The 26,650-nt window shown below is 69.2% G+C and carries 26 protein-coding genes, 1 tRNA gene and 3 pseudogenes; 19 read left to right on the plus strand and 11 right to left on the minus strand.

The features are described from left to right. Positions 1-55: 55 nt before the first annotated feature. Entirely contained in the window at positions 56-1,231 is a 1,176-nt protein-coding gene (locus C1A17_RS02985; RefSeq protein WP_101650574.1) for an oxygenase MpaB family protein, read from the minus strand. A gap of 146 nt (positions 1,232-1,377) precedes the next feature. Here C1A17_RS02985 and C1A17_RS02990 point away from each other — a divergent pair, with 146 nt between their 5' ends. The 6 genes from C1A17_RS02990 (at position 1,378) to C1A17_RS03020 (ending at position 8,246) form a co-directional block, all read left to right on the plus strand. Then, positions 1,378-1,740, plus strand: a complete 363-nt coding sequence (locus C1A17_RS02990) for a hypothetical protein (RefSeq protein ID WP_101650576.1) — start codon at positions 1,378-1,380, stop codon at positions 1,738-1,740. Between the two features lie 92 nt (positions 1,741-1,832). Then, positions 1,833-2,408 (plus strand): TetR/AcrR family transcriptional regulator, encoded by a 576-nt coding sequence (locus C1A17_RS02995; protein ID WP_101650578.1) that lies wholly within the window; start codon positions 1,833-1,835, stop codon positions 2,406-2,408. Positions 2,409-3,427: 1,019 nt separating this feature from the next. Next, a complete protein-coding gene (locus C1A17_RS03005; RefSeq protein ID WP_245873389.1) occupies positions 3,428-3,916 on the plus strand; it encodes an ABC transporter ATP-binding protein in 489 nt (162 codons plus the stop codon). Between the two features lie 65 nt (positions 3,917-3,981). After that, complete coding sequence (locus tag C1A17_RS03010; protein WP_101650580.1) at positions 3,982-5,505, plus strand: protein adenylyltransferase SelO; 1,524 nt, start codon at positions 3,982-3,984, stop codon at positions 5,503-5,505. Between the two features lie 64 nt (positions 5,506-5,569). Then, positions 5,570-6,523, plus strand: coding sequence for an alpha/beta hydrolase (locus C1A17_RS03015; protein ID WP_101650582.1), 954 nt, complete (start codon positions 5,570-5,572; stop codon positions 6,521-6,523). 43 nt (positions 6,524-6,566) lie between these two features. After that, entirely contained in the window at positions 6,567-8,246 is a 1,680-nt protein-coding gene (locus tag C1A17_RS03020) for a flavin-containing monooxygenase (RefSeq protein WP_101650583.1), read from the plus strand. Between the two features lie 51 nt (positions 8,247-8,297). On the opposite strand, the gene C1A17_RS03025 is transcribed toward C1A17_RS03020, so the two are convergent. After that, positions 8,298-8,639 carry a winged helix-turn-helix transcriptional regulator gene (locus C1A17_RS03025; RefSeq protein WP_219618237.1) on the minus strand — a complete coding sequence of 114 codons (342 nt, stop codon included), beginning with the start codon at positions 8,637-8,639 and terminating at the stop codon, positions 8,298-8,300. A gap of 64 nt (positions 8,640-8,703) precedes the next feature. Between C1A17_RS03025 and C1A17_RS03030 the strand changes: the two genes are divergently transcribed. Both C1A17_RS03030 and C1A17_RS03035 read left to right on the plus strand, forming a co-directional pair. Beyond that, entirely contained in the window at positions 8,704-9,591 is an 888-nt protein-coding gene (locus C1A17_RS03030) for an NmrA family NAD(P)-binding protein (protein WP_101650585.1), read from the plus strand. Between the two features lie 51 nt (positions 9,592-9,642). Then, positions 9,643-10,029, plus strand: a complete 387-nt coding sequence (locus C1A17_RS03035; protein ID WP_101650588.1) for a cupin domain-containing protein — start codon at positions 9,643-9,645, stop codon at positions 10,027-10,029. 3 nt (positions 10,030-10,032) lie between these two features. Here C1A17_RS03035 and C1A17_RS03040 read toward each other — a convergent pair whose 3' ends face one another. Then, positions 10,033-10,929: a mechanosensitive ion channel family protein gene (locus C1A17_RS03040; RefSeq protein WP_101651520.1), complete on the minus strand. Its 897-nt coding sequence runs from the start codon at positions 10,927-10,929 to the stop codon at positions 10,033-10,035. Next, on the minus strand, positions 10,926-12,221 hold the full coding sequence (locus C1A17_RS03045) for a DUF2254 domain-containing protein (protein WP_101650589.1): 1,296 nt from the start codon (positions 12,219-12,221) through the stop codon (positions 10,926-10,928). Before C1A17_RS03045 ends, C1A17_RS03040 begins: the two co-directional genes overlap by 4 nt. 167 nt (positions 12,222-12,388) lie before the next feature. Between C1A17_RS03045 and C1A17_RS03050 the strand changes: the two genes are divergently transcribed. The 4 genes from C1A17_RS03050 (at position 12,389) to C1A17_RS03065 (ending at position 16,116) form a co-directional block, all read left to right on the plus strand. Further along, positions 12,389-13,180: an ATP-grasp domain-containing protein gene (locus C1A17_RS03050; RefSeq protein ID WP_101650597.1), complete on the plus strand. Its 792-nt coding sequence runs from the start codon at positions 12,389-12,391 to the stop codon at positions 13,178-13,180. Positions 13,181-13,417: 237 nt separating this feature from the next. After that, positions 13,418-15,196, plus strand: a complete 1,779-nt coding sequence (locus C1A17_RS03055) for a L,D-transpeptidase family protein (RefSeq protein WP_101650598.1) — start codon at positions 13,418-13,420, stop codon at positions 15,194-15,196. A 5-nt stretch (positions 15,197-15,201) separates the two neighbouring features. Further along, positions 15,202-15,783, plus strand: coding sequence for a hypothetical protein (locus C1A17_RS03060; RefSeq protein WP_101650599.1), 582 nt, complete (start codon positions 15,202-15,204; stop codon positions 15,781-15,783). A gap of 54 nt (positions 15,784-15,837) precedes the next feature. Next, the gene (locus C1A17_RS03065) at positions 15,838-16,116 is read left to right on the plus strand and encodes a hypothetical protein (RefSeq protein WP_101650600.1); all 279 of its coding nucleotides are present in this window, start codon (positions 15,838-15,840) and stop codon (positions 16,114-16,116) included. A gap of 233 nt (positions 16,117-16,349) precedes the next feature. On the opposite strand, the gene C1A17_RS14740 is transcribed toward C1A17_RS03065, so the two are convergent. Beyond that, the gene (locus C1A17_RS14740; protein WP_101650601.1) at positions 16,350-16,703 is read right to left on the minus strand and encodes a VOC family protein; all 354 of its coding nucleotides are present in this window, start codon (positions 16,701-16,703) and stop codon (positions 16,350-16,352) included. Between C1A17_RS14740 and C1A17_RS03075 the strand changes: the two genes are divergently transcribed. The 3 genes from C1A17_RS03075 (at position 16,638) to C1A17_RS14685 (ending at position 19,113) form a co-directional block, all read left to right on the plus strand. Then, on the plus strand, positions 16,638-17,018 hold the full coding sequence (locus tag C1A17_RS03075; RefSeq protein WP_101650602.1) for a RidA family protein: 381 nt from the start codon (positions 16,638-16,640) through the stop codon (positions 17,016-17,018). The two genes, C1A17_RS14740 and C1A17_RS03075, sit on opposite strands and share 66 nt — an antisense overlap. 526 nt (positions 17,019-17,544) lie before the next feature. Then, a complete protein-coding gene (locus tag C1A17_RS03085; RefSeq protein WP_101651522.1) occupies positions 17,545-18,795 on the plus strand; it encodes an IS256 family transposase in 1,251 nt (416 codons plus the stop codon). Positions 18,796-18,978: 183 nt separating this feature from the next. Beyond that, positions 18,979-19,113 (plus strand): hypothetical protein, encoded by a 135-nt coding sequence (locus C1A17_RS14685; protein ID WP_281258662.1) that lies wholly within the window; start codon positions 18,979-18,981, stop codon positions 19,111-19,113. 59 nt (positions 19,114-19,172) lie between these two features. Here C1A17_RS14685 and C1A17_RS03090 read toward each other — a convergent pair whose 3' ends face one another. The 3 genes and pseudogenes from C1A17_RS03090 to C1A17_RS03100 all read right to left on the minus strand — a co-directional run bounded on the left by C1A17_RS03090 (position 19,173) and on the right by C1A17_RS03100 (position 20,281). Beyond that, on the minus strand, positions 19,173-19,379 hold the full coding sequence (locus tag C1A17_RS03090) for a hypothetical protein (protein WP_081976568.1): 207 nt from the start codon (positions 19,377-19,379) through the stop codon (positions 19,173-19,175). Between the two features lie 101 nt (positions 19,380-19,480). Beyond that, a pseudogene (locus tag C1A17_RS14860) lies at positions 19,481-19,597 on the minus strand (hypothetical protein); the annotation flags it as partial. A gap of 84 nt (positions 19,598-19,681) precedes the next feature. After that, the gene (locus C1A17_RS03100) at positions 19,682-20,281 is read right to left on the minus strand and encodes a TetR family transcriptional regulator (RefSeq protein WP_219618238.1); all 600 of its coding nucleotides are present in this window, start codon (positions 20,279-20,281) and stop codon (positions 19,682-19,684) included. Between the two features lie 59 nt (positions 20,282-20,340). Here C1A17_RS03100 and C1A17_RS03105 point away from each other — a divergent pair, with 59 nt between their 5' ends. After that, positions 20,341-20,835: a DUF3995 domain-containing protein gene (locus C1A17_RS03105; RefSeq protein WP_101650608.1), complete on the plus strand. Its 495-nt coding sequence runs from the start codon at positions 20,341-20,343 to the stop codon at positions 20,833-20,835. A gap of 272 nt (positions 20,836-21,107) precedes the next feature. Here C1A17_RS03105 and C1A17_RS03110 read toward each other — a convergent pair. Then, positions 21,108-21,467 (minus strand): annotated as a pseudogene (locus tag C1A17_RS03110) (transposase); the annotation flags it as partial. 3 nt (positions 21,468-21,470) lie between these two features. On the opposite strand from C1A17_RS03110, the gene C1A17_RS03115 reads away from it, so the two are divergent. Then, the gene (locus C1A17_RS03115) at positions 21,471-22,868 is read left to right on the plus strand and encodes an IS30 family transposase (protein ID WP_396121506.1); all 1,398 of its coding nucleotides are present in this window, start codon (positions 21,471-21,473) and stop codon (positions 22,866-22,868) included. Position 22,869: 1 nt separating this feature from the next. Here the strand turns inward: C1A17_RS03115 and C1A17_RS14435 are convergent. Further along, a pseudogene (locus C1A17_RS14435) lies at positions 22,870-23,852 on the minus strand (IS3 family transposase); the annotation flags it as partial. Positions 23,853-24,839: 987 nt separating this feature from the next. Beyond that, positions 24,840-24,912 (minus strand) — tRNA-Ala (locus tag C1A17_RS03135). Positions 24,913-25,050: 138 nt separating this feature from the next. Here C1A17_RS03135 and C1A17_RS03140 point away from each other — a divergent pair. Both C1A17_RS03140 and C1A17_RS03145 read left to right on the plus strand, forming a co-directional pair. Beyond that, a complete protein-coding gene (locus C1A17_RS03140) occupies positions 25,051-25,998 on the plus strand; it encodes an alpha/beta fold hydrolase (protein WP_101650621.1) in 948 nt (315 codons plus the stop codon). Beyond that, the gene (locus tag C1A17_RS03145) at positions 25,995-26,630 is read left to right on the plus strand and encodes a pyridoxal 5'-phosphate synthase (protein WP_101650622.1); all 636 of its coding nucleotides are present in this window, start codon (positions 25,995-25,997) and stop codon (positions 26,628-26,630) included. Before C1A17_RS03140 ends, C1A17_RS03145 begins: the two co-directional genes overlap by 4 nt. Positions 26,631-26,650 lie beyond the last annotated feature (20 nt).

Consider the following 26,650-nt stretch of genomic DNA (forward strand, 5'->3'; position numbering starts at 1 on the left):
GCACGCGACACCGGCTCCCCTCGGCCACGGGTCCGAGGGGAGCCGGCGCGTCTGCTCAGGCGGCGGTCTCCTCCCCGGCGGGCGCCGTCTCGTAGGCCGACTTCCCGTCCTCGGTCGCGGCGAGGAGATGGGTGAGCATCGCCTCGTTCGTCGCGATCTCCCGCTCGAGCTCAGCGGGCAGCTGCCGGAGGAAGTCGTACCGCTGCCTCACCACCGGCACCTGGAGGAGCTCGGCGACCTGCATCGAGGTCCGCGGGATCGCGAGCCAGTCGGCGAGCTCGTCGCCGTGGATGATCCGGATCTGCGCCTGCGTCCGCTCCACGAGCGGCCCCTCGGGCAGACCGAGGACGAGCGCGAGCTGCGCGGCGGTCGCCCCGACGAGCGCGTCGACGAGCGCCCGCGAGCCGTCGTCGGGCTTCCCGGCGACGGCGGCGATCGCCTGCACCATCGGCTCGGAGGACTCGTGGTCGTCGAGCCCGGCGAGGAGGTCGGCGGGGATCCCGAGCAGCCGCCCGACGACCTGCCACATCCCGTAGACGTCGCGGATCTGCTCCTCCGTGAGGTCGTAGCCCATGGCCGCCAGACCGCGGTACGGGATGTAGGTGAAGTCGAACCACGTGCGGAGCATGTCGATCGCATTGATCGGCAGGCCCCACTCCCCCGTGTCCGGGTGCCGCTCGAGATGCTGGGCGCGCGCGTAGGCGTGCATCGCCCGGACCATCCCGGTGTGCTCGAAGCCGCCGCCGCCCGGCTCGAGCGCGCCGGCGGCATAGAGATGGTAGTTCCAGTTGCGGGTGTCGATGAGCCGACGCAGCGCCCCGTCCACCAGCCGACCGGTGCCCACGAGCACGGTGGAGATCGCCGGGCTCGAGTACGTGTTGACGAGCGATCCCGGGCCGAGCGCCACTGAGTGGGTGAGGACGGGGATCGACAGGTACACCCGCCGGCCGCGCTCGATCTGCTCGCGGTTCGCGTTCGCGGCCGTCGTGCGCATGTCGTCGAGGAAGGCGACGACCTCGGGCGCGTCACCGGGTGCCGCCGCCCCGGCCGCGAGGGCGGTGCGCAGCTGGCGCATGAGCACCGGGCGCGGCAGGTCGGCGGTGAAGAGGGCGTCGCCGGCGGGGTCTCCCTCGTGGAAGGCGGTGAGGAATCGCGCCGCGCGCTCCTCCCCGTGCGTGCGGATGAAGTCGGCGCGGTCGCCGCGGCCGGACGGCCAGGCAGCAGTCGTCATGGGTGCTCCTTCTGATCGATGCGGTGGTGGCCCGAGCCTAGTGGCCCGACCACCCGCTTGTGAAGTGCATCACACCGCTGGGCACCGGCTGCCGACAGCGTGTCGGGAAATTGATCGTACCGACACCCTGTCGGTACGACTGCGGCATGGAGATTCTCAAGAACGTCATCCTCGTCCTGCACTTCATCGGCATCGCATCCCTGCTCGGCGGGGTGATCATGCAGTCGCGGGCGATGCGCGAGGCGCAGGCCCGGATCGTCGCGCCGATCATGCACGGCGCCTGGACGATGCTCATCACCGGCGTGCTCCTCGTCGGCCTGCAGTACCCGATCGGGAACGAGGTCAACAACACGAAGATCACCGTCAAGCTCCTCGTGCTCCTCGCGATCATCATCATCGCCCTGATCAACCGCAAGCGCGAGGCCCTCGCCTCCTGGGTCCTCCCGACCATCGGCGCCCTCACGGTGATCAACATCGCGATCGCCGCCCTCTGGGTGAACTACTCCTGACGACCGGCCCGCAGCCACCGCTCAGAGCAGCGCCGTCCCCGCCCGGGACGGCGCTGCGTGCTTTCAGGAACTTCTCGGCCCATAATGAGGTCATGCCCAAGATCTCCGCACCCACCGTCGCCGAGCACCGGGCGGCCCAGCGCGCCGCCCTCGTGCGCGCCGGCGTCGAGGTGCTCCTCGAGTCGGGCATCGCCGGCACGATCCCGCGGGTCGTGTGCGAGCGCGCGGGTCTCACCCGGTCGAGCTTCTACGACTACTTCCACTCCAAGGACGACCTCCTCGTCGCCATCGCGATCGATGCGATCGAGAGCTGGGACCGGGAGATCGAGGAGGCTCTCACGGATGTCGAGCCGGGCCTCGCCCAGCTGCGCGCCTACGTCGATGCCACGATGCGCATGACCGCCGACGGCCGCCACGAGGTCGCCGGCGCCCTGCGGGAGGCGGATCTCTCCCCGAGCAGCATGGATGACCTCATGCGGCTCCACGACGCCCTGCTCCGCCCGCTCATCCACGTGCTCGAGCACCTCGGGATCGAGGAGGCCCAGCGCCGGGCATTCCTCGTCCAGGGGATGATCGGAGCGGGGATGGAGCTCATCAGCCATGGCGTCGACGAGCGCACCGCGGCCGACGACATCTACCGCATCCTCGTCGACGGCCTCGGCACCTGACGCCCAGCACTCCGTCCTTCTCGGGGCCCGCCCCTTTCCCGGGGTCCGATCCGCACCCGCCCGAACCGCACCGAGCCGATGCGTGCCGTCCGGAATCGTTCTGACACACTGTCAGCATGGAGCCGACTGAGTGTCGGTATCCTCTCCGCTCCGGACCACTGTAAGGACTCCTCGATGTTCCTCGCCCTGCGCGAACTGCGGTTCGCCCGGGGTCGGTTCGCACTCATGGGCACGGTGATCGCGCTGCTCTCCGGCCTCTCCTCCGGCCTCGTCAACGACGGGGTCTCCGGCCTCAAGGCCATGCCCGCGACCTCGTTCGCCTTCCACGAGGGCACGGGGAAGGACAATGCGTTCAGCCGCTCGATCGTCGGCGACGAGGAGCTCGAGACCTGGCAGGACGCCCCCGGGGTCGAGGCCGCGGAGCCGATGGGGGTGAGCATGGTCAACACCACCGCCGACGACGACACCCAGATCGACCTCACGCTGTTCGGGATCGAGCCGAACGGCTTCCTCGCCCCGGAGACGTCGAGCGGCTCCGAGGTCGGCGCCGTCGACGGCATCGTCGTCTCCGAGACCCTCGCCGACGACGGCGTCGAGGTCGGCACGGTCGTCACGCTCGACCGCATCGACGTCGAGCTCGAGGTCGTCGGCTTCACCGACGGCCAGGCGACCTTCGGCCACGTCGACATGGCCTACCTGCCGATCGACACGTGGCGCCCCATCGCCGCGAATGCCGCCGAGCCCGGTGCGCCGACGCAGGACCAGGTCGACGCCCTCGAGTTCCCGCACTCGAGCGTCGTCGCCGTGCAGGCCGACGAGGACACCGATCTCGCTGCGATCGACTCCGACGCCGAGACGGAGTCGATGACCCTCACCGAGTCCTTCAACGCCTCCCCCGGCTACGAGGCGGAGACCCTCACCCTGAGCATGATCCAGATCGTCCTCTACGCGATCTGCGCGCTCGTCGTCGGAGCCTTCTTCACCGTGTGGACGATCCAGCGCACCCCGATTCCGGAACGGTGCGCGTCCACGGGACCGACCACGCCGGTCTGCGGAAGGGCGCCGCGGCGCGGTTCCGGCTCCCGAACATCGGCTTCGTGTTCCAGTCGGGGAACCTGCTCCCGGCACTCTCCGCGTCCGACCAGCTGCGGCTGGCCGGTCGGCTCGCCGGCAACCGCGACGTCAACCCCCGCGCGCTCCTCGGGTCGGTGGGGATGAGCCACCGGGCCGATCACCGCCCCGGCCAGCTGTCCGGCAGCGAGCGCCAGCGTGTCGGCATCGCGCGCGCCCTCGTCAACGATCCGAGCCTGCTCCTCGTCGACGAACCGACCGCCGCTCTCGACCGGAAGCGCGGCCACGAGGTCGTCGGGCTGCTCGCGGACCGCGCCCACTCGGCGGGGGTGGCGGTCGTCATGGTCACCCACGACCGGGACGTGCTCGAACACTGCGACCGCACGCTCGAGATGATCGACGGCAGGCTCTCCCCCGTCGAGGGCTCCCTGCCGTAGACTGGTCCGTCCGAGCCGGCGCCACCTGGCGCCCGGCGCCGCACGAAGGGACCGGGGTGAGCCGCATGGGCGCCGCGCACCCGCGCACCGTCGAGTTCTCGCAGCACTTCGCCACCGATCTGCCGGAGATGGCCGTGCCCTGGCAGGCCGCTGCTCCCCCGGACCCTGCACTCCTCGTCCTCAACGAGCCGCTCGCGCACTCCCTCGGCTTCGAGCTGGGCTGGCTGCGCGGACCCGCCGGGATCGGCCTGCTCACCGGAACCCAGCCGCCCGAGGACGCGACCCCGGTCGCCCAGGCGTACACCGGACACCAGTTCGGCACCCTCAACCCGCGCCTCGGCGACGGCCGCGCCCTGCTCCTCGGGGAGATCACCGACGCCCACGGCACGCTCGTCGACCTCCACCTCAAGGGCTCCGGCCGGACGCCGTTCGCACGCGGGGGCGACGGCCTCGCCGCCGTGGGGCCGATGCTGCGCGAGTACCTCATGAGCGAGGCGATGCACGCGCTCGGCGTGCCGAGCACCCGGGCGCTCGCGGTCGTCGCGACCGGCGGCTTCGTCCGCCGGGAGCGGGCGCTGCCCGGCGCGGTCCTCACCCGCATCGCGCACAGCCATGTGCGCGTGGGCAGCTTCCAGTACGCCCGCCTGAGCGGGAACGACGACCTCGTGCGCCGCCTCGCCGACCACGCGATCGCCCGACTCCACCCGGCGGCGGCGGATGCCGCGAACCCCGCCCTCGCCCTCTTCGAGGCCGTCGTCGCGGGGCAAGCGGAGGTCGTGGCGCAGTGGATGCTCCTCGGCTTCGTCCACGGCGTGATGAACACCGACAACATGACGATCTCCGGCGAGACGATCGACTACGGGCCGTGCGCCTTCATGGACGCCTTCGACCCTGCGACCGTCTACAGCTCGATCGACACCACCGGCCGGTACGCCTACGGCAACCAGCCGCTCATAGCGGAATGGAATCTCGCCCGCTTCGCCGAGGCGCTGCTGCCCGCCATCGGGCCGGACCAGGATGCCGCGATCGAGGCCGCCCAGGAGGTGCTCGGCACCTACCGGGGGCGCTACAGCACCGCCTGGACCGCGGGCATGCGCGCCAAGCTCGGACTGTCCGCAGACGTTCCCGCGGAGACGGCGGGAGAGCTCATCTCCGCGATCCTGCCCCTGCTCCGCGACCACCGGGTCGACTACACCGGATTCTTCCGCGGCCTAGCCGACGCGGCGGACACCGGGACCGATACAACCACCGGGGACACCGATACAGCGGATACCGGACCGAACGCCGGGACCGCCGCGCCAGCGGTGAGCGAGCTGCTCGCCGCCGCCCCGGACTTCTCCGGCTGGCTCGGGACCTGGCGCGGCCTCGCGCCCGACCCAGCACTCATGCGGCGCACGAATCCGATCTACATCCCCCGCAACCACCTCGTCGAGGAGGCGCTCGCGGCCGCGGAGTCCGGCGACCTCGACCCCTTCACCCGGCTGCTGGGAGCGGTGACCGATCCGCACACCGAGCGCCCCGGCCTCGAGCGGTACGCACTGCCCGCACCGGAGGACTTCGGCCCCTACCGGACGTTCTGCGGCACCTGATCCGCACCGGCGGCACCCGCCGGGGTCCTTGACGGCCTCTGCCGCACCCCGATAGGAGTGATGCATGTCACTCGATGAGGAGTCGCAGCAGCTGGTCGCCGCCTTCGCCGCCGCCGGCAGCCCCGCCACCCATGAGACCACCCCCGCGATCGCCCGGCTCTCCGGGCCCTCCCTCGCCGCGATGAGCGGGCGCGGGCCGGAGGTCGGCGAGACCCGCGAGATCGAGCTCACCGGCGAGGACGGCGGGACGTTCCGCGTCCGGGTGCTCTCCCCGTCGGGCACGCCGAGCGCCGTCCTCGTCTACTACCACGGCGGCGGCTGGGTGCTCTCCGACATCGACCTCCAGTACGACACCGTCGCCCGGCGCCTCGTCGACCGGGCCGGGTGCACCGTCGTCATGGTCAACTACCGCAAGGCGCCCGAGCACCGGTTCCCCACCGCCGTCGATGACGCCTGGACGGCGCTGACCTGGGTCGACGAGCACCGCGACGACCTCGCCCCGCCCGGGGCGCCGCTCCTCGTCGCCGGCGACAGCGCCGGCGGCAACCTCGCGGCGGTGATGGCCCAGCGGGCTCGCGACCGCGGCGGACCGACCATCGACGAGCAGATCCTCGTCTACCCGGTCACCGACCGCGACCTCGACCGGCCCTCCTACCACGACCCGGAGAACCAGCTCCTCCTCTCGCGGGCGACGATGGAGTGGTTCTGGGGCCACTACGCACCGGACCCGCAGGCCCGGGAGCATCCCGATGCCTCGCCGCTGCGCCACCCCGACCTGACCGGTCTGCCACCGGCCTTCGTCTACCTCGCCGGGCACGATCCGCTCCACGACGCGGGCCGCGAGTACGCCGACCGGCTCGCCGCCGCCGGCGTCGACGTCACCATGGAGGTCGCCGCCGGCCAGATGCACACGTTCTTCCAGATGGCCAACCTGCTGCCGGGATACGCGCGGGGCATCGACCGCGTCGTGCAGCGCATCGCGGAGCGCGTCACCGTTCACTCCCCCGCCTCCGCCTGAACCGCCGCGCCGAACCAGACCGACCGAGAGGACGTGCTCGCCGATGACCGCGACCACCGCCGCATCCCATGATGCGCCGACCGCCGCCCCCGCGCCGGAGGCGCAGCCGGACGCACCGCGACCCGACTTCGACGCCGTCGTCGTCGGTGCCGGGTTCGCCGGGATGCACCAGCTCCACACCCTGCGCGGGCAGGGGCTGCGCGTGCACGCGTTCGAGGCCGGCGGCGACGTCGGGGGCACGTGGTACTGGAACCGCTACCCGGGGGCCCGGGTCGACATCGAATCCGAGCACTACTCGTACAGCTTCGACCCGGCGCTCGAACAGGAGTGGGACTGGAGCGAGCGCTACTCCGTCCAGCCCGAGCTCCTCGCCTACGCGTCGCACGTCACCGACCGCTTCGACCTACGGAGCGATATCACCTTCGACACCCGGGTGAGCACGCTCGACTGGTGCGAGGACGACGGCCTGTGGACGGTCTCGACCGACACCGGGACGGAGGTCACCGCCCGCTTCGTCGTCCTCGCCACCGGCTGCCTGTCCGTGCCGAAGCAGCCGGAGTTCCCCGGGACCGAGGACTTCACCGGGGAGATCCTCTACAGCGCGAACCGGCCGGATGACGCCGACCTCACCGGCAAGGACGTCGCGGTCATCGGAACCGGATCGTCCGGCATCCAGATCATCACCGCGATCGCCGCCGAGGTCGCCTCGCTCACGGTGTATCGGCGCACCCCGAACTTCGCGATCCCCGCACACAACCGGGACCTCACCGATGACGACCGGCAGCGGATCAAGGAGGATTACACGCAGATCCGTGCGGCCGACCGATCCTCACAACTCGGATTCACCACCGGCGGCGGAGAGCCGCAGGAGTTCGGGGAGCTCGCCCCCGAGCAGCGACGGGCGGCGCTCGAGGAGCGCTGGGACTACGGCGGCCTCGGTTTGACGAGCACGTTCAGCGACACCCTCCTGAGCCGGGAGACGAACGACGCGGTCGCCGCATTCGCCCACGAGCAGATCCGCGACCGGATCGACGACCCCGAGGTTGCCGAGCTCCTCGTGCCCCGGAGCTTCCCCATCGGCGTCAAGCGGCTGTGCGTCGACACCGGATACTTCGAGGTGTACAGCGCGGAGAACGTCACGCTCGTCGACCTCAATGAGCACCCGATCGAGGCGATCACCGCCGACGGCATCCGCGCCGGGGGTGAGGAGCGCTCCGCCGACGTCATCGTCCTCGCGACCGGTTTCGATGCGATGACCGAAGCGATCTCCCGGATCGACATCCGTGCCCGCGGCACGTCCCTGAACCAGGAGTGGGAGGGGGGTGCCCGGACGTACCTCGGCCTCATGACCGCCGGCTTCCCCAACCTCTTCCTCATCACCGGGCCGCAGAGCCCGTCCGTGCTGACGAACATGACGACGTCGATCGAGTACCACGTCGACTACGTCACCGGGCTCATCCGCACGATGACCGAGCGGGGCCAGGACCGGGTCGAGGCCCGGCCCGAGGCCCAGGACAACTGGGTCGCAACGACGGACGACCTCGCCGATCTCACGCTGTTCTCCGAGGCCGCGTCGTGGTACCGGGGTGCGAACATCCCCGGCAAGCCGCGGAGGTTCCTCCCCTTCCCGGGAGGCTCGGACACGTACATCGCCTACTGCGATGCGATCGCCCTGTGCGGGTACCACGGGTTCCGGTTCTCCCCGCCGGTCGCCGGGCGCTGAGCACCGGGGAGCGGCCGGGCGGGATCCGGGGACCGGTCGCGTGGGGACGGGTCAGTCGGCGACGAACGCCGAGCGCGGCGCAGCGGTTCCCCAGGCGTCCATCGCCCCGAGCACCGGGCGGAGCTCCTCCCCGAGCGCGGTGAGTTCATAGACCACGCGCGGCGGGATCTCGGCGTAGGCCGTGCGCGTGACCACCCCGTGCTTCTCGAACCGACGCAGCCGGTTCGTCAGGGTGTGGGCGCTGATCCCCGGCAGACCGGCGCGCAGCTCGCTGAAGCGCCGCGGCCCGTGGAGCAGCTCGCGGACGATGAGGGTCGCCCACGGGCCGTCGAGCAGGATCAGGAACCGCGCGACCCCGCAGTCGGGCAGGTCAGCAGATGTGTCGTCTGTCACAATGAGCTCCGAACGCCAGTAGTGCAGTTGATGTAACCAGTTCATCATATGCACTAATGGAGGCATGACATACATCGTGCACGGCGCCACCGGCGCCCAAGGAGCCCCTGTCCTCGACGCCCTCCTCCGGGAGGGCCACCCGGTTACCGGAGTCGCCCGGTCCCCCGAACCCCTGCCGGCCGGGGCCGCTGCGGCGGCCGCCGACCTCACCGATCCCCGCGCGCTCAGCCGGCTCTACCGCGGCGCACAGGGAGTCTTCGCCCACCTCCCCCTCGGACCGGCCGAGCTCCAGTCCGCCTGCGCGGAGTCGATCGTCGCCGCCGTCCGCGAGACGCGCCCCGCGCGGGTCGTCGTGTCGACGAGCGGGCGGATCGTCGACGAACCCGGCTCACCGCTCCAGGCGCCCGACGACAGCCCGATCATGACGCTCATCCGCGGTCTCGGGGAGACCGGCACCGCACTCGCGATCGTCGCCCCGCGCCTCTTCCTCGAGAACCTCCTGCTCCCGGTGGTCGCCGGCCCCGTGACCGAGGAGGGAGTGCTGCGCTACCCCCTCGCGGCGGACCATGCCGTCTCGTGGAGCTCCCACGCCGAGGTCGCCGCAGCCGCCGCGCGCCTCCTCGTGGACCCGCGGATCACCGGCACGGTCGGCGTCGGAGCGCTGCCGGCGCTCACCGGACCGGATCTCGCCGCGGCCTTCGGCGCCCACCACGGGAGGCCCGTCCGGTACGAGGCGATCGCGCCCGCGGCGTTCGGCGATCTCATCTCCCCGCTGCTCGGACCTGCGGCCGCGGAGCCCGTCGTCGGCCTCTACCAGGCTCTCGGCACGCAGGACCGCACGGTCATCACCGAGGACACGAGCGCGCAGGCGGTGCTCGGACTGCGCCCCCTCGACCTCGGTAACTGGCTCGCCGAGGTGAGCGCCGCGGATACGGGCACAGCCGCGGGCTGAGGGGGACAGCGGGGGCTTCCGCGCGGCCGGATCGATGGGGATACTTCGACCATGAGTGAGAACGACCGCGCCGACCGAGGGCGCCCGCACGTCCTGACGAACACGCTCGACGCGGCCCGGGCCGCGCTCGACTCCGGGGACGGCGGTGCCGTATGGCGGATCGACGACCCGCACCGCGGACTCGATTCCAACCTCGTCGCGCTGCCCGCCGGCGACGGGATCACCGAGCACCGGGGCCCCGACCTCGACGTCCTCGTCCACGTGGTCCGCGGCAGCGGCACCCTCACCGGCGGCGGGAAGGAGATCGCACTCGCCGCGGGCGACCTCGTCCTCCTCCCCCGGCTGAGCGAGCGGGGGTTCCGCTCCGGCCCGGACGGCCTCGTCTACCTCACCGTCCACGCGCGGAAGGGCGGGCTGCGGATCGGGATTCCCGGCTGAGGGTCAGTCCTGCGCGTCCGCCGCAGCGTCCCCGCGGGGACGCGGGCCCGGGCTCACGGTCGTCCCGTCGGCTTCGTCGCGCAGGATGCGCTGGAGCGTCGAGCCCGGTTCGACGACGAGCACGTCCGAGCCCGTCGCGATCCCGTGCGCGGCGAAGGCCGCCAGCACATCAGCGATGACCTCATGCGAGGCGAGCTTCGTCTCGAGCTGGGTCGCACCCGACCAGAACCGCAACTCGATCCGCACCGTCGTCGTCCCGATCTCGGAGAGCAGGGCCTGCGGCGGCGGCTCTTCGAGCACCTCGGGGGTCGCACACATCGCGTCCTCCGCGATCCGGGTCGCGGCCCGGAGGTCGACGGCGTCGTCGACATCGACCGCCACCGAGGTGCGGACCTCCTCGAAGCCGGTCTGCACGGTGATGATCTTCGAGTGGAGCTCCGCATTGGGGACGAGCACGAGACGACCGTCGAAGGTCCGCATCGCGCTCGAGGTCAGGCCCATCGACACGATCGTGCCCCGGTGGTCCTCGATCGCGATCTGGTCGCCCACCCGGAACTTGTCGCGGGCGAGGAGCACGATGCCGGCGAACATGTTGCCGAGCACCGTCTGGAAGGCGATGCCGGCCGCGATCGACACGACACCGACGCCGCCGAGGACGTCCACCGGTCTGACGCTGGGGAAGATGATGGTGAGGGCCGCGAGGATCCCGAGGGCGATGACGATCCAGCCGGCCAGGCGACCGAACACATCGGCCGATGCCGGGCCGCGACCGCGCCAGAGCAGGAGCTGCCGGATGAGGACGCGGAGCAGGAGAGCGAGGAGGAATCCGCCGGCGATGACCGCGGCACCGAGGCCGACGCCGGCCCACGTCACCGGCGGGATGTGGTCGAGGGCGTTCATGCGAGTCCGCCCCTCGGACTGCCGCATCGATCGTCGACGTGCTCCCTGGCCCGCTCGATCGCCGGGAGGTAGCGGTCGTCCGACGCTTCCGCGAGATCGGCGAGCATGTCGCGGAGCCGATCCGGAACCGGCACCGCGTCGACCGCATAGTGGGCGATCTCCTCGACCGCGAGCCGGATGTGCCCGTCGATCGACTGGGGGTGGTGGACGATCCGGACGACTCCGTCGTCATCGGCGATGTACGGGCTCGGGGACCGCCGGCCGACGAGTCGGCGGAGGACGCGATGGAGCTCGTCGATGCACTGCACCGCGGTCGTCGGATCGTTGACGCCCGAGGACAGCGCGCGATCGGCGATGTCGACGAGCTGTCGGATGCCGAAGGCGACGTCCTGCCACATCTCCCGCTCGGCGCCGAGCCCGATGTGGGAGAAGAGCGTCTCCGTGGCACCGTCCTCGAGCGCGTCGGTCCCCCACACCCGGAGCATCCCCTGGCCCTCGGTGAGGAACTCCCCGACCGGGCGGTCGATGGTGATGACGACGTCGTGCTGCTGCGCGAACCGGATGAGGCCGGCGTAGTCGACGTAGGTGATCATCCCGTGTCGGGTCTCGGTGAAGACCTCGACGCGGGGCGTCCCCGGGTCCGGGGACCACGTCGGGCCCATCGTCAGAGTGTCCTCGTCGGCGGTGACGGGATACATGTCGTCGGCGAGGGCGAGCGTGCGGTCGCCGATCCGGGAGATCACCTGCGACACCTGGATCGAGGAGGTGATGTGGTGGATGAAAGCGAGGAAGAACCCGACGCTCGCGAGGACGAGGAGGAAGGCCACGGTCACCGACACCTGCGGGACGAACGTCCCGGTGTCGCCGTAGTCGCCGCGCACGGAGCGCGTGACGGTGAGGGCGTAGACGAAGCTCGCGGTGAAGACTCCGAGGGTGCCCTGGGTGACGCGGCTGTCGAGGAACCCGCCGAGCACACGCGGGGTGAACTGGCTGCTCGCGAGTTGGAGGATGACCATGGTGATCGAGAAGACGAGGCTCGTCATCGAGATCATCCCGGTGGCGATCGTCCCGAGGAGTCCGCGCGCACCCTCCGGGCCGCCCTGGAAGACGAAGGCGATCTTCTCCGACAGGATCCCGTCGAGCATGGGCAGGACGGCGCCGAGAGCGATCGCGCCGATAACGCAGGCGACGGGGATCGCCCAGAACGGCTTCCACATGTCCCGCCACCACGACGCGCCCTGCACCTGCGGAATCCCTCCGCGCGCGCGGACTGCTGACTGCTTCTCGCTCATGGGCGTCCTGCCTGCCGGTGGGATGGGATGGGTCCATCCTAGGGTCGCGAAGCCGGGCCATTGCACTCGCCCCAGGACGCCGGGCAGCGCCGGGAGCAGCAGTCAGCCATGAGATGCAGGAGAGGTCATATGAGAATCGGCCTCATCTTCATATGGTGAGATGAAGCATGGATCACACCCTCGTCTTCCTCGTCGGGAAGAAGCCGAAGTCCGGGACCGTCATCGCTGAGACCATCGAGGTCCTCGAGGCCTCGGGCGCGCGCTGCCGCGTCCTGCTGCCGCACGACGAGGAGGTCGTTCCCACCGACCTGGGCGGCGCGCGTCTCGTGGTCCACCGGGGCCTGTCGCACCGCCTCGACGGCATCCTCGCCGCCATCGCCGATGCGGGCATCCCCCTGTGCAATCCCTGGGGCGGGGTGACGAACCTGCACGACCGCGCGACGACGCACCGTGCGCTGCGCGCAGCCGGGATGCCCGCTCCGCGAGGGGACGTGCGGACCACCTGGGCCGAGGTGCTCGAGAACTCCCGTGACCGCAGAGTCGTCGTCAAGGCCGTCCACGGAGCGGGGCGAGGTCGCGGCGTGCTGCCGGATCCGCTGCCCGAGTCCGCGCCGATGGACGGGCCGTACCTCGTCGAGGACTGGATCCCGCACGACGGCATCGACCGGAAGCTCTCCGTCGCAGGCGACTGGGTGAGCGGGCTGCTCAAGGCCTCGACCCTCACCCATGAGCACACGACCGAGCGCACCCCGTTCACGGTCGACGACACGCTCGCCGCCCTCGCACGCCGGGCGACCGCCGGACTCGACATGCACCTCGCCGGCGTCGACGTCGTGCTCGGCCCCCACGGACCCGTCGTCGTCGACGTCAACGCCTTCCCGGGCTACCGGGACGTGGCCGGCGCCGCGGCAGCGGTCGCCTCTCACCTCCTCGACCACGCGGCCGGCGAGAGCCGCTGAGCAGGCCCCGGCAGCAGAGCGGATCACCCCCGCGCGACTCCGAGTCGACGAGGTCCACGATCCGAAAACCGTCAAGTAAGGTATGGGACAGGTCGGTCCCGAATCCGATCGACCGTTCCGTCTCCGGAGCGCTTCCCGGCGCCCGCTGCTCGAGAAGGCCTGCCGAGGCCCCGACTCCGTCCCCTCCTCGCCTCCGTTCTCGCGTCGGCGGTCCTCGTCTCGACTCCGTCCCTCGCGGTGGCGAACGGCACCGACCGGCCGGCTGCGGAACCGGCGACCCTCACCGTCGAGATCGCCGAGGAGATCGACCTCGAATCGTTCCTCGAATCCGGGGCGGAGCTTACCGGCTCCGGGCTCAACCCCCGTTCGGAGGCCGCCGTCACCGTCGCCCCCGGCATCGTCGCCGATGCCGAGCCGGGCGGTTCGGCGCCGCTGTCGGAGGAGAGCCTCTCCACCGCTCCGGACGACACCGCTGCACCCTCCCAGGGCCCCTCGGCTCCGGGCGAGGACGTCGAACCAGCGGACGCGGACGCCCTCGGCGAGTTCCGGACCACCGTCCGCGCGGAGGCCGACGGTTCGTTCGCAACGACCGTCCCGGCCGCCTACGGGGGCGGCGAGGACGAGGACTACCTCGGCTCCCACCGCATCGAGATCTCCGCCGACGGGCACGTTCCGGTCGCGGTCGCCTTCGTCGTCTCCCCGACCGCCGACCGCTCTGGGACCGACTCCCCGACCGAGTCGCCCGCTCCTTCGGAATCGCCGCGGCCGTCCGCACCGGAGGAGGACGCGGTCACCACCGAGCCGGCACCCGAGCCCTCGACACCCGCCACTCCCGAACCTCGGCCGTCCGCTCCGGAGACCCCTGCTCCCGACTCCGCACCCCCGGTCGACCCCTTCGCCGTGTCGAACGGCTTCACGGTGTCCGGCGGCATCGGCAATGCCTGGCGGGCCCATGGCGGGGAGAACGGACGCCTGGGCAGGCCGACCGGCGAGGAGCGTCCCCTGCCGGGGAGTGCGTACCAGCACTTCGAGGGCGGTTCGATCCATTGGTCACCGGCCACCGGCGCCCATCCGACATGGGGCGCCGTCCGCTCCGAGTGGGGATCCCACGACTGGGAGCGCGGGACGCTCGGCTACCCGACCTCCGCGGAGCGCTGCGGGCTCACCGGCGGCGGCTGCTACCAGTGGTTCCAGGGCGGTCAGATCCACTGGTCGCCGGCTTCCGGCGCGCATGCGACCTGGGGCGGCATGCGGACCGCCTGGGGCAAGGCCGGATACGAGCGCGGCTCGTGGGGCTACCCGACGGGTGCCGAGCAGCTGCGCCACGACGGACGCTGGCAGCAGCGGTTCCAGGGCGGCACGAAGATCGTCGGATCCACCCCGTCGACCGGGCTCCCTCACGGCGTGACGCCCAAGACCGGGACGAGCCAGCTCGTCATCGCCCACGCGACCAAGCGCGCCACCTCCTACGGCACGGTCGAGCGCTGGGAGCTGCGCAGCGACCGCAGCTGGCACAAGGTCGGCGCCTCGTGGAACGCCCGCTTCGGGTACTCCGGGCTCGATCCGCGTGCCTGGACGAACCACGAGGGCACCGGGACGACCCCGATGGGCAACTTCAGCCTCGACTACGCCTTCGGCCGCGACGCGAAGCCTGCGGGAACCGGTCTGCGGTACGAGCGGATGACCCGGTCGAACTACAACCACTGGTGCTCCGACGTCCGGTCCGCCGACTACAACAAGCACCTCCGCTCCCCCTCGGCGTCGTGCCCCTCGCCGCGTCCCGGGTCGCTCTACGAGACGCCCCAGTTCAACCTCGCCATCGCCATCGACTTCAACAAGAAGCGGATCCGCGGCAAGGGCTCGGGCGTGCTCATGCACACGAACGGCGCTGGTTCCACGGCAGGATGCGTGTCGGTGACCTCGGCCCAGATGGGGACCACGACCTCCTGGCTCGACGAGGACCGGAGCCCCCACATCGTCATCGCGCCCACCGGCGAGCTGCGGTACCAGCGGTGAGACCGGTGGCACGGGGACCGGCGGGTCGAACCCGTCGCGCGACGGGCGGGTTCGCCCTGATCGCCGCTCTCGTGCTCGCCGGATGCTCCGGAGGCGGCCAGCAGCCCGAGCACCGGGTCGCGGTCCCCGAAACGGGAACCGGCGCGGCCACCGCGCCGTCCGCCTACACCACCGCGGAGGCGAGCGAGGAGCCGGAGACGGCCGCGCGCTCCGTCGCCGCGGACTACACCCGCAGCGAGACGCAGGAGTCGGCCGAGGCGCGGTTCTTCTCCGGCGGGGAACTCTTCCAGTACGGGCCGCAGCGGGCGTCCCAGATCATCACCGGCGGCGGCACCGTCGATCCCATCTACGCCGCGTGCACGGTCACCGGGACCGCAGCCGCGATCGAGGACCGGGTCGACGTCGCCGTCGAGGGCACCCACGACGGGATCGCCGGATACGTCTTCGACCTCGGCTGCGAGACGGAGGACACCGGCATCGAGCAGGCCGCGATCGAGGTGATCCTCGTCGAGGGGGCGTGGCTCGTCAACACCCTGTCCTACGGGGCGGAGGGCACCGTCACGGTCCCGGGCGCCGACCAGGGGTGAGCCCGGGTCCCTAAGCCCCTATCGAGGGCGATCGGTGCGCTGTACGATCGCGCCATGGGACTCTTCGGCGATGACGTGAACACGACAGTCGACGGCAGACCGGTGCGAGTGCAGGGCAGGACGGGCGCGATCAGAGCGACCTGGCAGCTCCTCGAGGGTGACACCGTCCTCGCCGAGCACGCCTCCCTCGGCGGCGAGTGCGAACTCGTGGGCACTCTGAGCACCGGGACGGAGGTGCGGGCGATCATCGGCCAGGGCGTCTTCGGGCCCACGACCGTGCGCGTGGTGGTCAACGGCGAAACCGTCGCCGAGCACCAGGGATTCGTCGCGTAGCCTTCTCCGTCGAGGAGAACCGACGCTGCCGTCCGTAATTCCTCACCTCACGGCGTGCCTGCTTCCCCGGACGCTCGCCGAATCAGGTGCAGCCGGAGGTCTGCTGATCAGCCCTGGGGATCCAGAGCGTTTCCGGCCCCGCCCGCACAGACGCAATCGGCAGATCGAGGTTCCGTATGCTCGCTTCGACGGTCCGAAGCAGCAGCTGCGGGTACGATCCGGCGTGTCCGGGTTCAGGCCACCGTGGTGTGCATTCCGACATTGACGACGCGACCGTCGGAGGAGCGGTAGAAGAACCGCGTCACACCCCATGGCTCATCCGTGAGCGGGTGCACGACGTCCAGATCGGCCTTCCTCACCCGGTCGAGCGCCTCACGCACATCGTCGACGAAGATGGAGACGTCCGGATTGACCTTGGCGGTGGCGTCCTGGGTCATCAGACTGAGCTGGTGACTTTCGTCATCACCGAGTGTGATGATCCATCCGTGATCCATGACTACACGCAGCCCGAGTACGGCAGAATGCTCCCGCACCGCTGTAGGAAGGTCGGAGACCGTCAGATTCGGGACCACTCGTTCAATACGCATGACCTCATCGTCGCAGACGACGCTCAGGGCCGGCCCGTCGGCGACGGAGATCTCGCCGCTCAGACTGAGCAGGTCTACGTCAATCTGCACGCAGCCATCACCGCGGCAGGTGGGTCTTTCGACGACATCGCGAATCTGACCATCTACATCGTTGACTATGAACCCAGCACGATGTCTCAACTCGGCGAAGGAGCCGTCAGCGCTGCACAACGACTGGGATTCGATATCGTCCGCCCCATCGCCCTGCTCGGAGTCTCGGCACTCGGAGAACCAGACCTCCTCATCGAAGTCGAGGCCATCGCCGTCTTGTCCTGACTCGTCCGCCTCAAACAGCCCGTACACACAACCTGACGTGTTGACCTCGGGAAGGCGAATACACAACCGGGCGCTGTTCACTCGCATCGCCACCGACGACGGTGGGAACGCCGCCTGCACAACCTGCGGACCCACGGCCAGCGTCCGCGCACACACCGGCGTCAAGGCCCCACCGGATATCACCGCACAAACACAACTGCCCCGCACTCGGGCGGGGCAGTTCCGGACTTCTCGGTGGACCTAGCGGTAGGCTCGTCGAAACTTGCCCCGCCGGTGATTCATATGGTGCGAACACACCGGTCAATCCGCACTGAACGGCACAGGACGCACCGCCGGAGGCGCCATCCACAGCAGGCGCCGCGAGCATCCGAAGACCTCCTCCAGCGAGCGGAAACCGCCTACGCTGCCGACGGGTCTCTGAAAGCTGTGGCCCGACAGGGACTGTAAGAAAAACGGTGTGTGAGGGTCCGGCCTGATCCGAGAGGAGACGGCCGTGTCAGAGTCCACGACCGAGGCAACGGAAGAGATGATCGACCCTGTGACGGGAGAGATCATCGATCAAAAACAACTGGCCGAACGGCTGCTAGCCCAGGCCAAGGAGCAGGGCGTGAGCCTGGTTGGCCCCGGTGGGCTGCTGAACCAACTCACGAAGAACGTCCTCGAGACGGCCCTGGACGCCGAGCTGACCGAGCACCTCGGTCACGAGCACGGCGAGACCCCGATCGCGGAGAACATGCGCAACGGGACCCGGCCCAAGACGGTTCTGACGGAGATCGGCCCGGTGCAGATCGAGGTGCCCCGGGACCGAGCGGGATCCTTCGAGCCGGTGATCGTGCCCAAACGCAAACGGCGCCTGGACGGCATCGACCAGATCGTGCTCTCCCTCTCGGCCCGGGGCCTGACCACCGGGGAGATCGCAGCGCACTTCGAGGAGGTCTATGGGGCCACAGTCTCCAAGGACACCATCTCCAGGATCACGGAGAAGGTCGCCGGGGAACTGGCCGAATGGTCCGCCCGGCCGCTGGACCCGCTCTACCCGGTGATCTTCGTCGACGCGATCGTCGTGAAAGTGCGCGACGGTCAGGTCCGCAATACCCCGTTCTACGTCGTCATGGGCGTCACCACCAACGGGGAACGCGAAATCCTGGGGATCTGGGCCGGAGACGGCGCCGAGGGCGCCCGGTTCTGGCTGCAGGTGTTCTCCGAGCTGAAGAACCGGGGCGTGGAAGACGTGCTCATCGCGGTCTGCGACGGGCTCAAGGGCCTGCCCGAGGCGATCACCACCACCTGGGAGCGGACGGTGGTCCAGCAGTGCATCGTGCACCTGATCCGCAACTCCTTCCGCTACGCCGGCCGGCAGCACCGCGATGGGATCGTCAAGGCCCTCAAGCCGGTCTACACCGCACCCTCCGAGGCCGCGGCCAAGGACCGGCTCGCCGAGTTCGCCCAGCAGTGGGGCGAGAAGTATCCAGCCATCGTGCAGCTATGGGAGAGCTCTTGGGCGGAGTTCGTGCCGTTCCTGGAGTACGACGTGGAGATCCGGCGGGTGATCTGTACGACCAACGCGATCGAGTCGATCAACGCCCGCTACCGGAGAGCAGTTCGCGCCCGGGGTCACTTCCCGAACGAGGCCGCCGCGCTGAAATGCCTGTACATGGTTACCCGGTCTCTTGATCCGACCGGGGGCGGGAGGGCACGCTGGGTGATGAGATGGAAGCCGGCGCTCAACGCGTTCGCGATCACCTTCGCCGGACGGTTCGAAAGAGCCACTCACTGATGAAAACCGCCGGACCCCACACACCGTTTATCGGACAGTCCCGCCCGACAGGTTGGCCTCGGACACGAGCGGCTCGCTCGTCTCCTTCGGGAACGCGGTGTCATCCTACGCAACCACTCACCGTCCAGCAGTGAGATTCGGCTGATGCGTGCCATGTATGAGCAAGGGGCTTCACTGGAGGGTGTGGGCGACAAGTTCGGCTACACGGCGGGGACGGTCCGCAAACATTTGCTCATCTTCGGCGTGGTGATGCGCGATACGCACGGTCGTGTCCGAGCGGAGCCCCACGGTTTCGGCCAAGAGATCAAGACATCGTGACGGACGCTGATGGTCCCAGCAGGAGCTGGGTCAGAGGATGCAGTCCTTCGCCGTGCATATCAGCTCTGCACCCGGCCGCGCGCGCGATCGCGGGCTTGCTGCCGCAGTCTTGCCCGTACTTCGTCGTGGATCGTGGTCGAGGTCTGCTCTGCTGTCTCGATGGAGACCACCAGTGCGTATCGCACCGTCTTACCAGCACCAAGGTGTTGGGCATCGTCCATGCATTCAACGTGGATCGGGAACGTGTCATCGTCGCCGAACACCATGGCGCGGCTGCCTTGGACGATCTCGTGTTGGAGGCTCCGCTGCCGGCCGACACCAGACCCTGCGGCTCCACCACCAGCTCCTGCACACGTGCCGCTTGGCGTGAGCGATACGTGAGCCGTAACCGCCGACGGGCGAACACACCCGCCCGGGCAGTTGCGAACGCCTCCCCAGGTTGCAGCGCATCAGGTTGCGGCAACCAGCCGTGAGGATCAACCACGATCCGCGACGCAACCTCCAAGCTCTGACCACGATGCGCCTCGGGAATCGCAGCCAGCAACTTGCGCGCCCCCGACGCGAAGCATCACCCAGCCCGATCGCATCCGGGCCCCACATCCCCGATGAACTGTTCGAAGCCGCTGATGATCGTCTCCAACCCTCGACCGAACGCTCGATCAGAGTCGCAATCGTCAGGAAGGGAGTGTGATGCAGCGGCGTAGGCGATGTCTGACAAGGCAAAACCTCGGGCGAAGCTGGAACCGATCTGGTACAGGTCAAGCGCAACGTCCCGGGGGAATCCAGCCTGTCGGAGTGTGGCCATGACGTGCTTGAAGGCGGCTTGGTTTTCATCGAGCACGATGGGGCGTCCCGCTTGGGCGGTGAAGACGGCCGGGTGGTCCACGATGACGCGTCGATACGCCCAGGAGATCTCGCGAAGAATCTGCTGCCAACTCTTACCGAGCCCAACGGAGGGTGGAGTGATCTCCGCCATAAGCATGGTCGCCATGCCGTCAAGAATGTCTTGCTTGTTCGCCACGTGCCGATACAACGCCATGGCTTCCACCTCAAGAGCATCTCCAAGGCGACGCATCGTGACCGCAGCCAAACCCTCACTGTCAGCCAACGTGATCGCTGCCCTCAGAATCTCTGCCCGGCTGAGGGGATGGTCGCGCACCGCATTCACTGGTCTCTCCTCTGCCTCGTCTTTGCATAGTGACACGCTCACGTGTTTACATTGTAAGCATGGTTTACAACGTAAGCAGGGTTGGTGTTGCTCGCTGGGAACGTAGTCGCTGGTTCTGGGTGGCAGCCCTCGCTGGTGGGCTGCATGTTGCGATCACGCTGTACTGGGCCCTTGGCGGACACGCTCTGCTATGGACGATGGGGACCGGCTTCATCGCCAAGTTCGAGTCGATGATGTGGATCCTGTGGCCGGTCGCCCTGGTCAAGGCTGTCGGAGCCTTTGGCCCCGTATGGCTATCGACCCACGGATGGCCCTGGGCACGACTGACACGCCTCACCGTATGGCTGGCATCCTTCGTCCTGATCGGATGGGGTGGTCTGAACACGATCGTCGGCAACATGGTGCTCTTCGGGCTGATCCGCCCCACCGACGGCTTCGACCGACCCGTCATGATCGGCCACGCCTGGATCTGGGACCCCCTGTTCCTCCTCTGGGGCATCAGTCTGCTGACCGGATTGATCCGCACCCGCACCACACGTGCTTCCCTCGTGTGAGCGAGCATCTGCGCCTTCCTGAACCACAGATACTGCGCGAAGCTGCCCGTGTCGCGAAGAAGCCTCGCCCCAGTGGCGCATCCCAGATCGCATGGAAGGCTGATCAGGAAGATCAGCGGCCGATGACCCCGCAGCAGATGAGCAGACCCGACGCCAGGATGCTGGACAGTCGCGTACCCGGAAACGGGGATAAGCAGCAGAAACACTTTCCTGTCAGCTGGGACGGCTTCACATGGTCACATCCCCGCTGAATCGGCCCGGGTTCTCTGCCGCTACTTTGTGAGTGCGGGCTCTCGGTTGAGGGCCTCGTAGTGGAGCGTTTCGAACTCTACCGGGGTGAGCATCCCGAGAGAGCCGTGGAGACGGCGGTTGTTGTACCAGTCGACCCAGCCGGCGGTCGCGTACTCGACCTCCGAGAGGGTCCTGAAGGGCCCTGGGTGGAAGACGGTGGGGCGGATGCACTCGGTCTTGAACAAGCCGTTCACAGACTCCATGAGGGCGTTGTCGTAGGCGTCGCCGACGGTCCCGATCGAGGGCGCGATGCCCTCGAGGTCGAGAGGCTCGGTGTACCGGATCGAGGTGTATTGGGTGGATTCAACTGGTGGACGCAACACCCCAGGTCGAGGAGGGTGTTGATGGGACGACCAGCTGGATGGCTGAAGGAACTCACGGGCCGGTCGGCGATGATCTCGCCAGGCGCCCCGAAGACGCGCCGCAGCATCGAACGCAGGTTCTGGAAAGAGATAGCGACGGGAAGCTCCTCGGAGGACGCAGCAGGGAAGGTGGGCGTGTCTGCAGCCGTCGGGGCACGCTGGTTCCGACAAGGTGGCGGCATGAGGACGATCGAACTCACCGAGCCTGGCGGACGTTATCTATCGTTTCCTGAGCGAGAGGAGATCGCTGTCCTGCACGCTCAGCAGGTGGGCGTGCGCGAGATCGCGCGCAGGATCAACCGCGACCCGGCCACGATCTCGCGCGAGCTGCGTCGAAACGCCGCTACCCGCGGCGGGAAGCTGGAGTACCGGGCCTCGGTCGCGCAGTGGAAGGCGGAGCTGATGGCGCGGAGGCCGAAGACCGCGAAGCTGGTCGCGAACCCGAAACTACGGAACTACGTCCAGGACCGGCTCAGCGGCGATGTGTGCCATCCAGATGGGTCGATCGTGGCTGGGCCGGACGTACCGGCGTGGAAGGGCAGGTCGAAGCCACGCCGGGCCGACCGGCGGTGGGTCACGGCGTGGAGTCCGGAGCAGATCTCACACCGGCTTGAGATCGACTACCCCGAGGATGAGTCCATGCGTATCAGTCACGAGGCGATCTACCAGTCCCTGTTCATCGAGGGCCGGGGCGCGCTCAAGCGAGAACTGGTCGCCTGCCTGCGCACCGGCCGATCTCTGCGGGTGCCCCGAGCCCGGTCGAAGAACAAGCCTCAAGGGCACGTGACCGAGGATGTGGTCCTCAGTGAACGCCCCGCCGAAGCCGCCGACCGCGCCGTGCCAGGACACTGGGAAGGTGACCTGATCATCGGCACGAACCGGTCCGCGATCGGTACCGTCATTGAGCGCAAGAGCCGAGCCACGTTGCTGGTGCACCTGCCTCGGCTGGACGGCTACGGGCAGACACCGCGGGTCAAGAACGGTCCCGCCCTGGCCGGCTACGGCGCTGTGGCGATGAACGCTGCTTTGACTGCATCGATGACGACCCTGCCGCAGCAGTTGCGCAAGACGCTGACCTGGGACCGCGGCAAGGAGCTGTCTGGGCATGCGCAGTTCACTGTGGAGACGGGCACGAAGGTGTTCTTCGCCGATCCCCACTCGCCGTGGCAGAGGCCCACGAACGAGAACACGAACGGGCTGCTACGTCAGTACTTCCCGAAGGGTACCGATCTCTCACGCTGGACTGCGCAGGACCTCGAAGCGGTCGCGCTGGCAGTCAACAATCGTCCCCGGAAGGTCCTCGACTGGAAGTCTCCAGCTGAGGTGTTCGCCGAGCAGCTACAGTCACTCGAGCAAGAGGGTGTTGCATCCACCGATTGAATCCACCTTGGGAGCCCGCATCGCTGTGGTGGATCAGATCCCCTGGTGAGACGGGCTTTCCGTCGCGGTCGCGCTGCCACAGAGCGATCCGCAGTGGCGTCATGACGAGGTCGGTGCGCATGCTGGTGGAGGCGTGCCAGCCCACGATCCGCTGGGCGAAAACGTCCACGACGAACGCGACGTAGACGAACCCCGCCCACGTCCTGACGTAGGTGAAGTCGGTGACCCAGACCCGGTTCGGAGCGGGTGCCGTGAAGTCGCGATTTAGCAGGTCACCGGCCCGTTTCCCGTCCGGGTTCGGGATGGTGGTGCGCAGCTTCTTCACCCGCCGCACACCCTCCAGGCCCAGGGTGCGCATCGCCCGGTCCACCGCCCCGCGAGACGCGCCGGCGAGGCCGGGCTGGCGGCGGAGCAGGGCGACCCATTTCCGCCGCCCGTACAGGCCCTCCGGCGTCATCTGGATCAGCCCGGTGACCGGGTTGACGGTCCAGGCAAGGTCGCGGATCTGGTCCTCGACCAGAGCGTCTGTGACTGTGCGGGCAGCGATCCGGGCCGGCCGCTTCCAGGCTCGGTAGGTGCGTGCAGCGATCTGCAGGCCCTGCTGGCACAGGACGCGGAGGATCGGCTCGACTGCATAGCCCTCGGCGCGCATCTCGTCGATGAACGCCAGGATCAGCGGTTGCGGGGGTCGAGCTCCCCCGCGAAGAAAATCGAGGCCCGGCGCAGGATCTCGTTGTCCTCCCGCAGCCGCTTGTTCTCCGCCTTCAGGCGCTTGACCTCGGCAGACTCCTCGCTCGTGACGCCGGGACGGGTTCCGTCGTCGACCTCGGCCTGGGTCAGCCAGCGCCGCACGGACTCCCGCGAGACGCCCTCCTGACGGGCCACCGCCGCGGTCGCCGCGGTCAGAGTGGGGTACTCCTGGGCGTGCTCACGCACGAGCCGCACGCACCTCGCGCGCAACTGGGCATCGATCTTCTTCGGCATGCTGTCCATCCTTCCGGACTCAAACAGCAGCGGCATCAAACCCAGGCCGATTCACTCTGTTCACCCGCATCACCATCGACGACGACGAACACGCCACCTACACACCCGACGAGACCACCGCCAGCATCCTTGCCCACACCAACATCGACGCCCCGGCCCACGTCACCGCAGAAACACAACTGCCCCGCACTCAGGCGGGGCAGTTCCGGACTTCTCGGTGGAGCTGGCGGGAGGCTTGTCGAAACTTCCCCCAACGCTTGCGTCAGTGGTCGCGAGCCACCGGGCCCATTCGGGGCGTGTGCCCCACTTGGCGAAGCGTGCCACAGCCTCCGGGTGGTTTAGCGCTCTATCGCCAGGCGCCCCAGGCCCGCTGCCAGCGCTGCAGCGGCGGGAGCCATGTACCGTCGTTCGAACGGGGTGCCCAGCACCTGGAGCGGGACGCTGCCAAGTGCTGCCACGGCAAGGAGCCCCAAGAGGCGTCGTTCTGCCCGGGAAGCCTTCCCTGCAATCCCCGCGCCACGCGCCACCAGGGCCGCCACCGGCAGAAGACTGCACAGGCTCACAGCAGCAACCCGGCGCCCGTCCGCCGAATTCGTAACCCGACCCCCGCTGACAGCGGTGTGCGGTAGGCGACCTGTGAGTACCGAGGCGTGGGTCGCCATCGTGGCCGCCAAGCCACCCACAGCGAGCGCAACGGCTGGGCCCCGCGGCACCTTCTCACGCAAGGACTGATCGGCAAGCACGGCGTGCCCCTTTCATGACGAGGTGATCGGCCAGGATCAGTTTCGCTCACCATTGTAGGCGCCCGTGGACACCCGCGTCGAGCGATGCACGAGCCTCAACGACGAAGAAAACGCCACCCACACCCCGAGCAGACCACCGCCAGCGTCCTCGCACACACCAGCATCGATGCCCTGGCCCACGTCACCGCAGAAACAAAACTACCCCGCCATCAGGCGGGGCAAGTTTCGATTTACTCATCCTACGTGGAGGTAAGGGGATTCGAACCCCTGACCTTCTCCATGCCATGGAGACGCGCTACCAACTGCGCCATACCCCCGAAAAGGTGCCTCCCGAACTCCGGGCGACTCGAACCATAGTACTCAGTCGCGCGCGGTTTGCAAAATCGCCGGCCCCGCCGGTCGAACAGGCCCGGAGTACGATCGGGCGGCTCCCCCGCGCTCGCTAGGCTGGCCCCATGAGCTGGATCGATTCCTCCCGCGACGATCTCGACGTCCCCGTCGAGGGCGGCACCCATCGCACCGCTGTGTGGACTCATCCCGCGCGGCCGGCCAGTGCCGCATCCGCTGCTCACGGTCGCCCGGACCACCCCGCTCGTCCGCTGCTCCTCGTCCACGGCTTCCGCGGCGATCACCACGGGATGGACCTCATCGCTCATCACGTGCGCCGCCACCCGGTCCTCGTCCCCGACCTGCCCGGATTCGGCGCGACCGCGCCCCTGCCCGGCGGGCTCTCGCTCGACGCGTACGCCGACTTCCTCTCCGGTCTGCACGACTCGATCGAACAGCGGTACGGCGTCCCGCCGCTCGTCGTCGGACACTCCTTCGGCTCGATCCTCGTCGCGCGCCTCGCCGCGCTCCGCGCTCGACAGGACACGCCGCTCGATGCCCTCACGCTCATCAACCCGATCACCGCGCCGGCGCTCGAAGGCCCCTCCCGCCTCGGCTCCCTCCTGGCCCGCGCGTACTACAGCCTCTCCGCACGACTCCCGGAACGCGCCGGCGACGCCCTCCTCGGCCATCCCCTCATCGTCCGCGGGATGAGCGAGGTCATGGCCACCACCCGCGACCCCGGCCTGCGCCGCTACATCCACGACCAGCACCGCCGCTACTTCTCCACGTACACCGACCGGGACTCCCTCGCCCGGGCCTTCGCGATCTCGATCTCGCACACCGCCGCCGAGGCCGTCGACGCCCTGACGATGCCCGTGCTCGTGATCTCCGGCGGCGCGGACTCGATCGCCCCGCCCGCCGCCACCCGTGCCTTCGTCGACTCCCTGCCGGACGTCCGATCCCACGCCTTCGATGGGGTGGGCCACCTCGTCCACTACGAGCGCCCGGAGCACACCGCCCGGCTCCTCGAGGCCTTCGCAGCCGAGGTCGAGCGGTCTACACTGCGAACATGAAGGATCCGCGCACGCTCAAAGGGGACACTGCGCTGCATCTTCCCGAATTCGATGCTCCGCCGCCGGACCCCCTCGATCTCATGCGCCGGTGGATCGCCGACGCCGAGGACCGCGACGTGCGCGAACCGAACGCGGCCGTGCTCGCCACGACCGACGGCACGCGCGTCTCCGCGCGGACCGTGCTCCTCAAGGGCGTGGGTGACGACGGTCCGGAGCTGAGCTTCACCTCGCGCAGCCGCAAGGGCGCGCAGCTCGCCGCGAACCCCCACGCCGGACTCACCTTCTACTGGCGGGAGACCCTGCAGCAGATCACCGTCGAGGGCAGCATGCGCAGACTCCCCGACGACGCCTCGGACGCGGTCTGGGATGCCCGTCCGCGCGGCGCCCGCGCGGCCTCGGCGAGCTCGTCCCAGAGCGCGGAGCTGCACGACGAGGCCGCGCTCACCACGACCGCCGGGGAGCTCACCCGCTCCGACGCCCCGATCCCGAGGCCGGAGCACTGGTCGGCATTCGTCCTCGAACCGGACCGGATCGAGTTCTGGCACGGCAGCCCCGACCGCCTGCACCGGCGTCTCGAGTACGCACGCACCGCGCCCGGAGCGCAGTGGGGAATCCGCCGCCTCCAGCCCTGAGGGGTCCGAACAGCACGCCG

It is taken from the genome of Brevibacterium ihuae (genome assembly GCF_900184225.1).
Taxonomy (GTDB): Bacteria; Actinomycetota; Actinomycetes; order Actinomycetales; family Brevibacteriaceae; genus Brevibacterium; species Brevibacterium ihuae.

Excerpts from the sequence above, each read along its gene's own strand:
- C1A17_RS03145 (WP_101650622.1), top strand. The coding sequence starts at position 25,995 with ATGAAGGATCCGCGCACGCTCAAAGGGGACACTGCGCTGCATCTTCCC.
- C1A17_RS02990 (WP_101650576.1), top strand. The coding sequence starts at position 1,378 with ATGGAGATTCTCAAGAACGTCATCCTCGTCCTGCACTTCATCGGCATC.
- C1A17_RS03030 (WP_101650585.1), top strand. The coding sequence starts at position 8,704 with ATGACATACATCGTGCACGGCGCCACCGGCGCCCAAGGAGCCCCTGTC.
- C1A17_RS03075 (WP_101650602.1), top strand. The coding sequence starts at position 16,638 with ATGCTCCCGCACCGCTGTAGGAAGGTCGGAGACCGTCAGATTCGGGAC.
- C1A17_RS03015 (WP_101650582.1), top strand. The coding sequence starts at position 5,570 with ATGTCACTCGATGAGGAGTCGCAGCAGCTGGTCGCCGCCTTCGCCGCC.
- C1A17_RS03090 (WP_081976568.1), bottom strand. The coding sequence starts at position 19,379 with ATGGTGTTCGGCGACGATGACACGTTCCCGATCCACGTTGAATGCATG.
- C1A17_RS03065 (WP_101650600.1), top strand. The coding sequence starts at position 15,838 with ATGGGACTCTTCGGCGATGACGTGAACACGACAGTCGACGGCAGACCG.
- C1A17_RS03040 (WP_101651520.1), bottom strand. The coding sequence starts at position 10,929 with ATGAACGCCCTCGACCACATCCCGCCGGTGACGTGGGCCGGCGTCGGC.
- C1A17_RS03050 (WP_101650597.1), top strand. The coding sequence starts at position 12,389 with ATGGATCACACCCTCGTCTTCCTCGTCGGGAAGAAGCCGAAGTCCGGG.
- C1A17_RS03010 (WP_101650580.1), top strand. The coding sequence starts at position 3,982 with ATGGGCGCCGCGCACCCGCGCACCGTCGAGTTCTCGCAGCACTTCGCC.
- C1A17_RS03140 (WP_101650621.1), top strand. The coding sequence starts at position 25,051 with ATGAGCTGGATCGATTCCTCCCGCGACGATCTCGACGTCCCCGTCGAG.
- C1A17_RS03085 (WP_101651522.1), top strand. The coding sequence starts at position 17,545 with ATGATCGACCCTGTGACGGGAGAGATCATCGATCAAAAACAACTGGCC.
- C1A17_RS03020 (WP_101650583.1), top strand. The coding sequence starts at position 6,567 with ATGACCGCGACCACCGCCGCATCCCATGATGCGCCGACCGCCGCCCCC.
- C1A17_RS14740 (WP_101650601.1), bottom strand. The coding sequence starts at position 16,703 with ATGCGTATTGAACGAGTGGTCCCGAATCTGACGGTCTCCGACCTTCCT.
- C1A17_RS02985 (WP_101650574.1), bottom strand. The coding sequence starts at position 1,231 with ATGACGACTGCTGCCTGGCCGTCCGGCCGCGGCGACCGCGCCGACTTC.
- C1A17_RS03105 (WP_101650608.1), top strand. The coding sequence starts at position 20,341 with ATGGTTTACAACGTAAGCAGGGTTGGTGTTGCTCGCTGGGAACGTAGT.
- C1A17_RS03035 (WP_101650588.1), top strand. The coding sequence starts at position 9,643 with ATGAGTGAGAACGACCGCGCCGACCGAGGGCGCCCGCACGTCCTGACG.
- C1A17_RS03045 (WP_101650589.1), bottom strand. The coding sequence starts at position 12,221 with ATGAGCGAGAAGCAGTCAGCAGTCCGCGCGCGCGGAGGGATTCCGCAG.
- C1A17_RS02995 (WP_101650578.1), top strand. The coding sequence starts at position 1,833 with ATGCCCAAGATCTCCGCACCCACCGTCGCCGAGCACCGGGCGGCCCAG.
- C1A17_RS03115 (WP_396121506.1), top strand. The coding sequence starts at position 21,471 with ATGGGACGACCAGCTGGATGGCTGAAGGAACTCACGGGCCGGTCGGCG.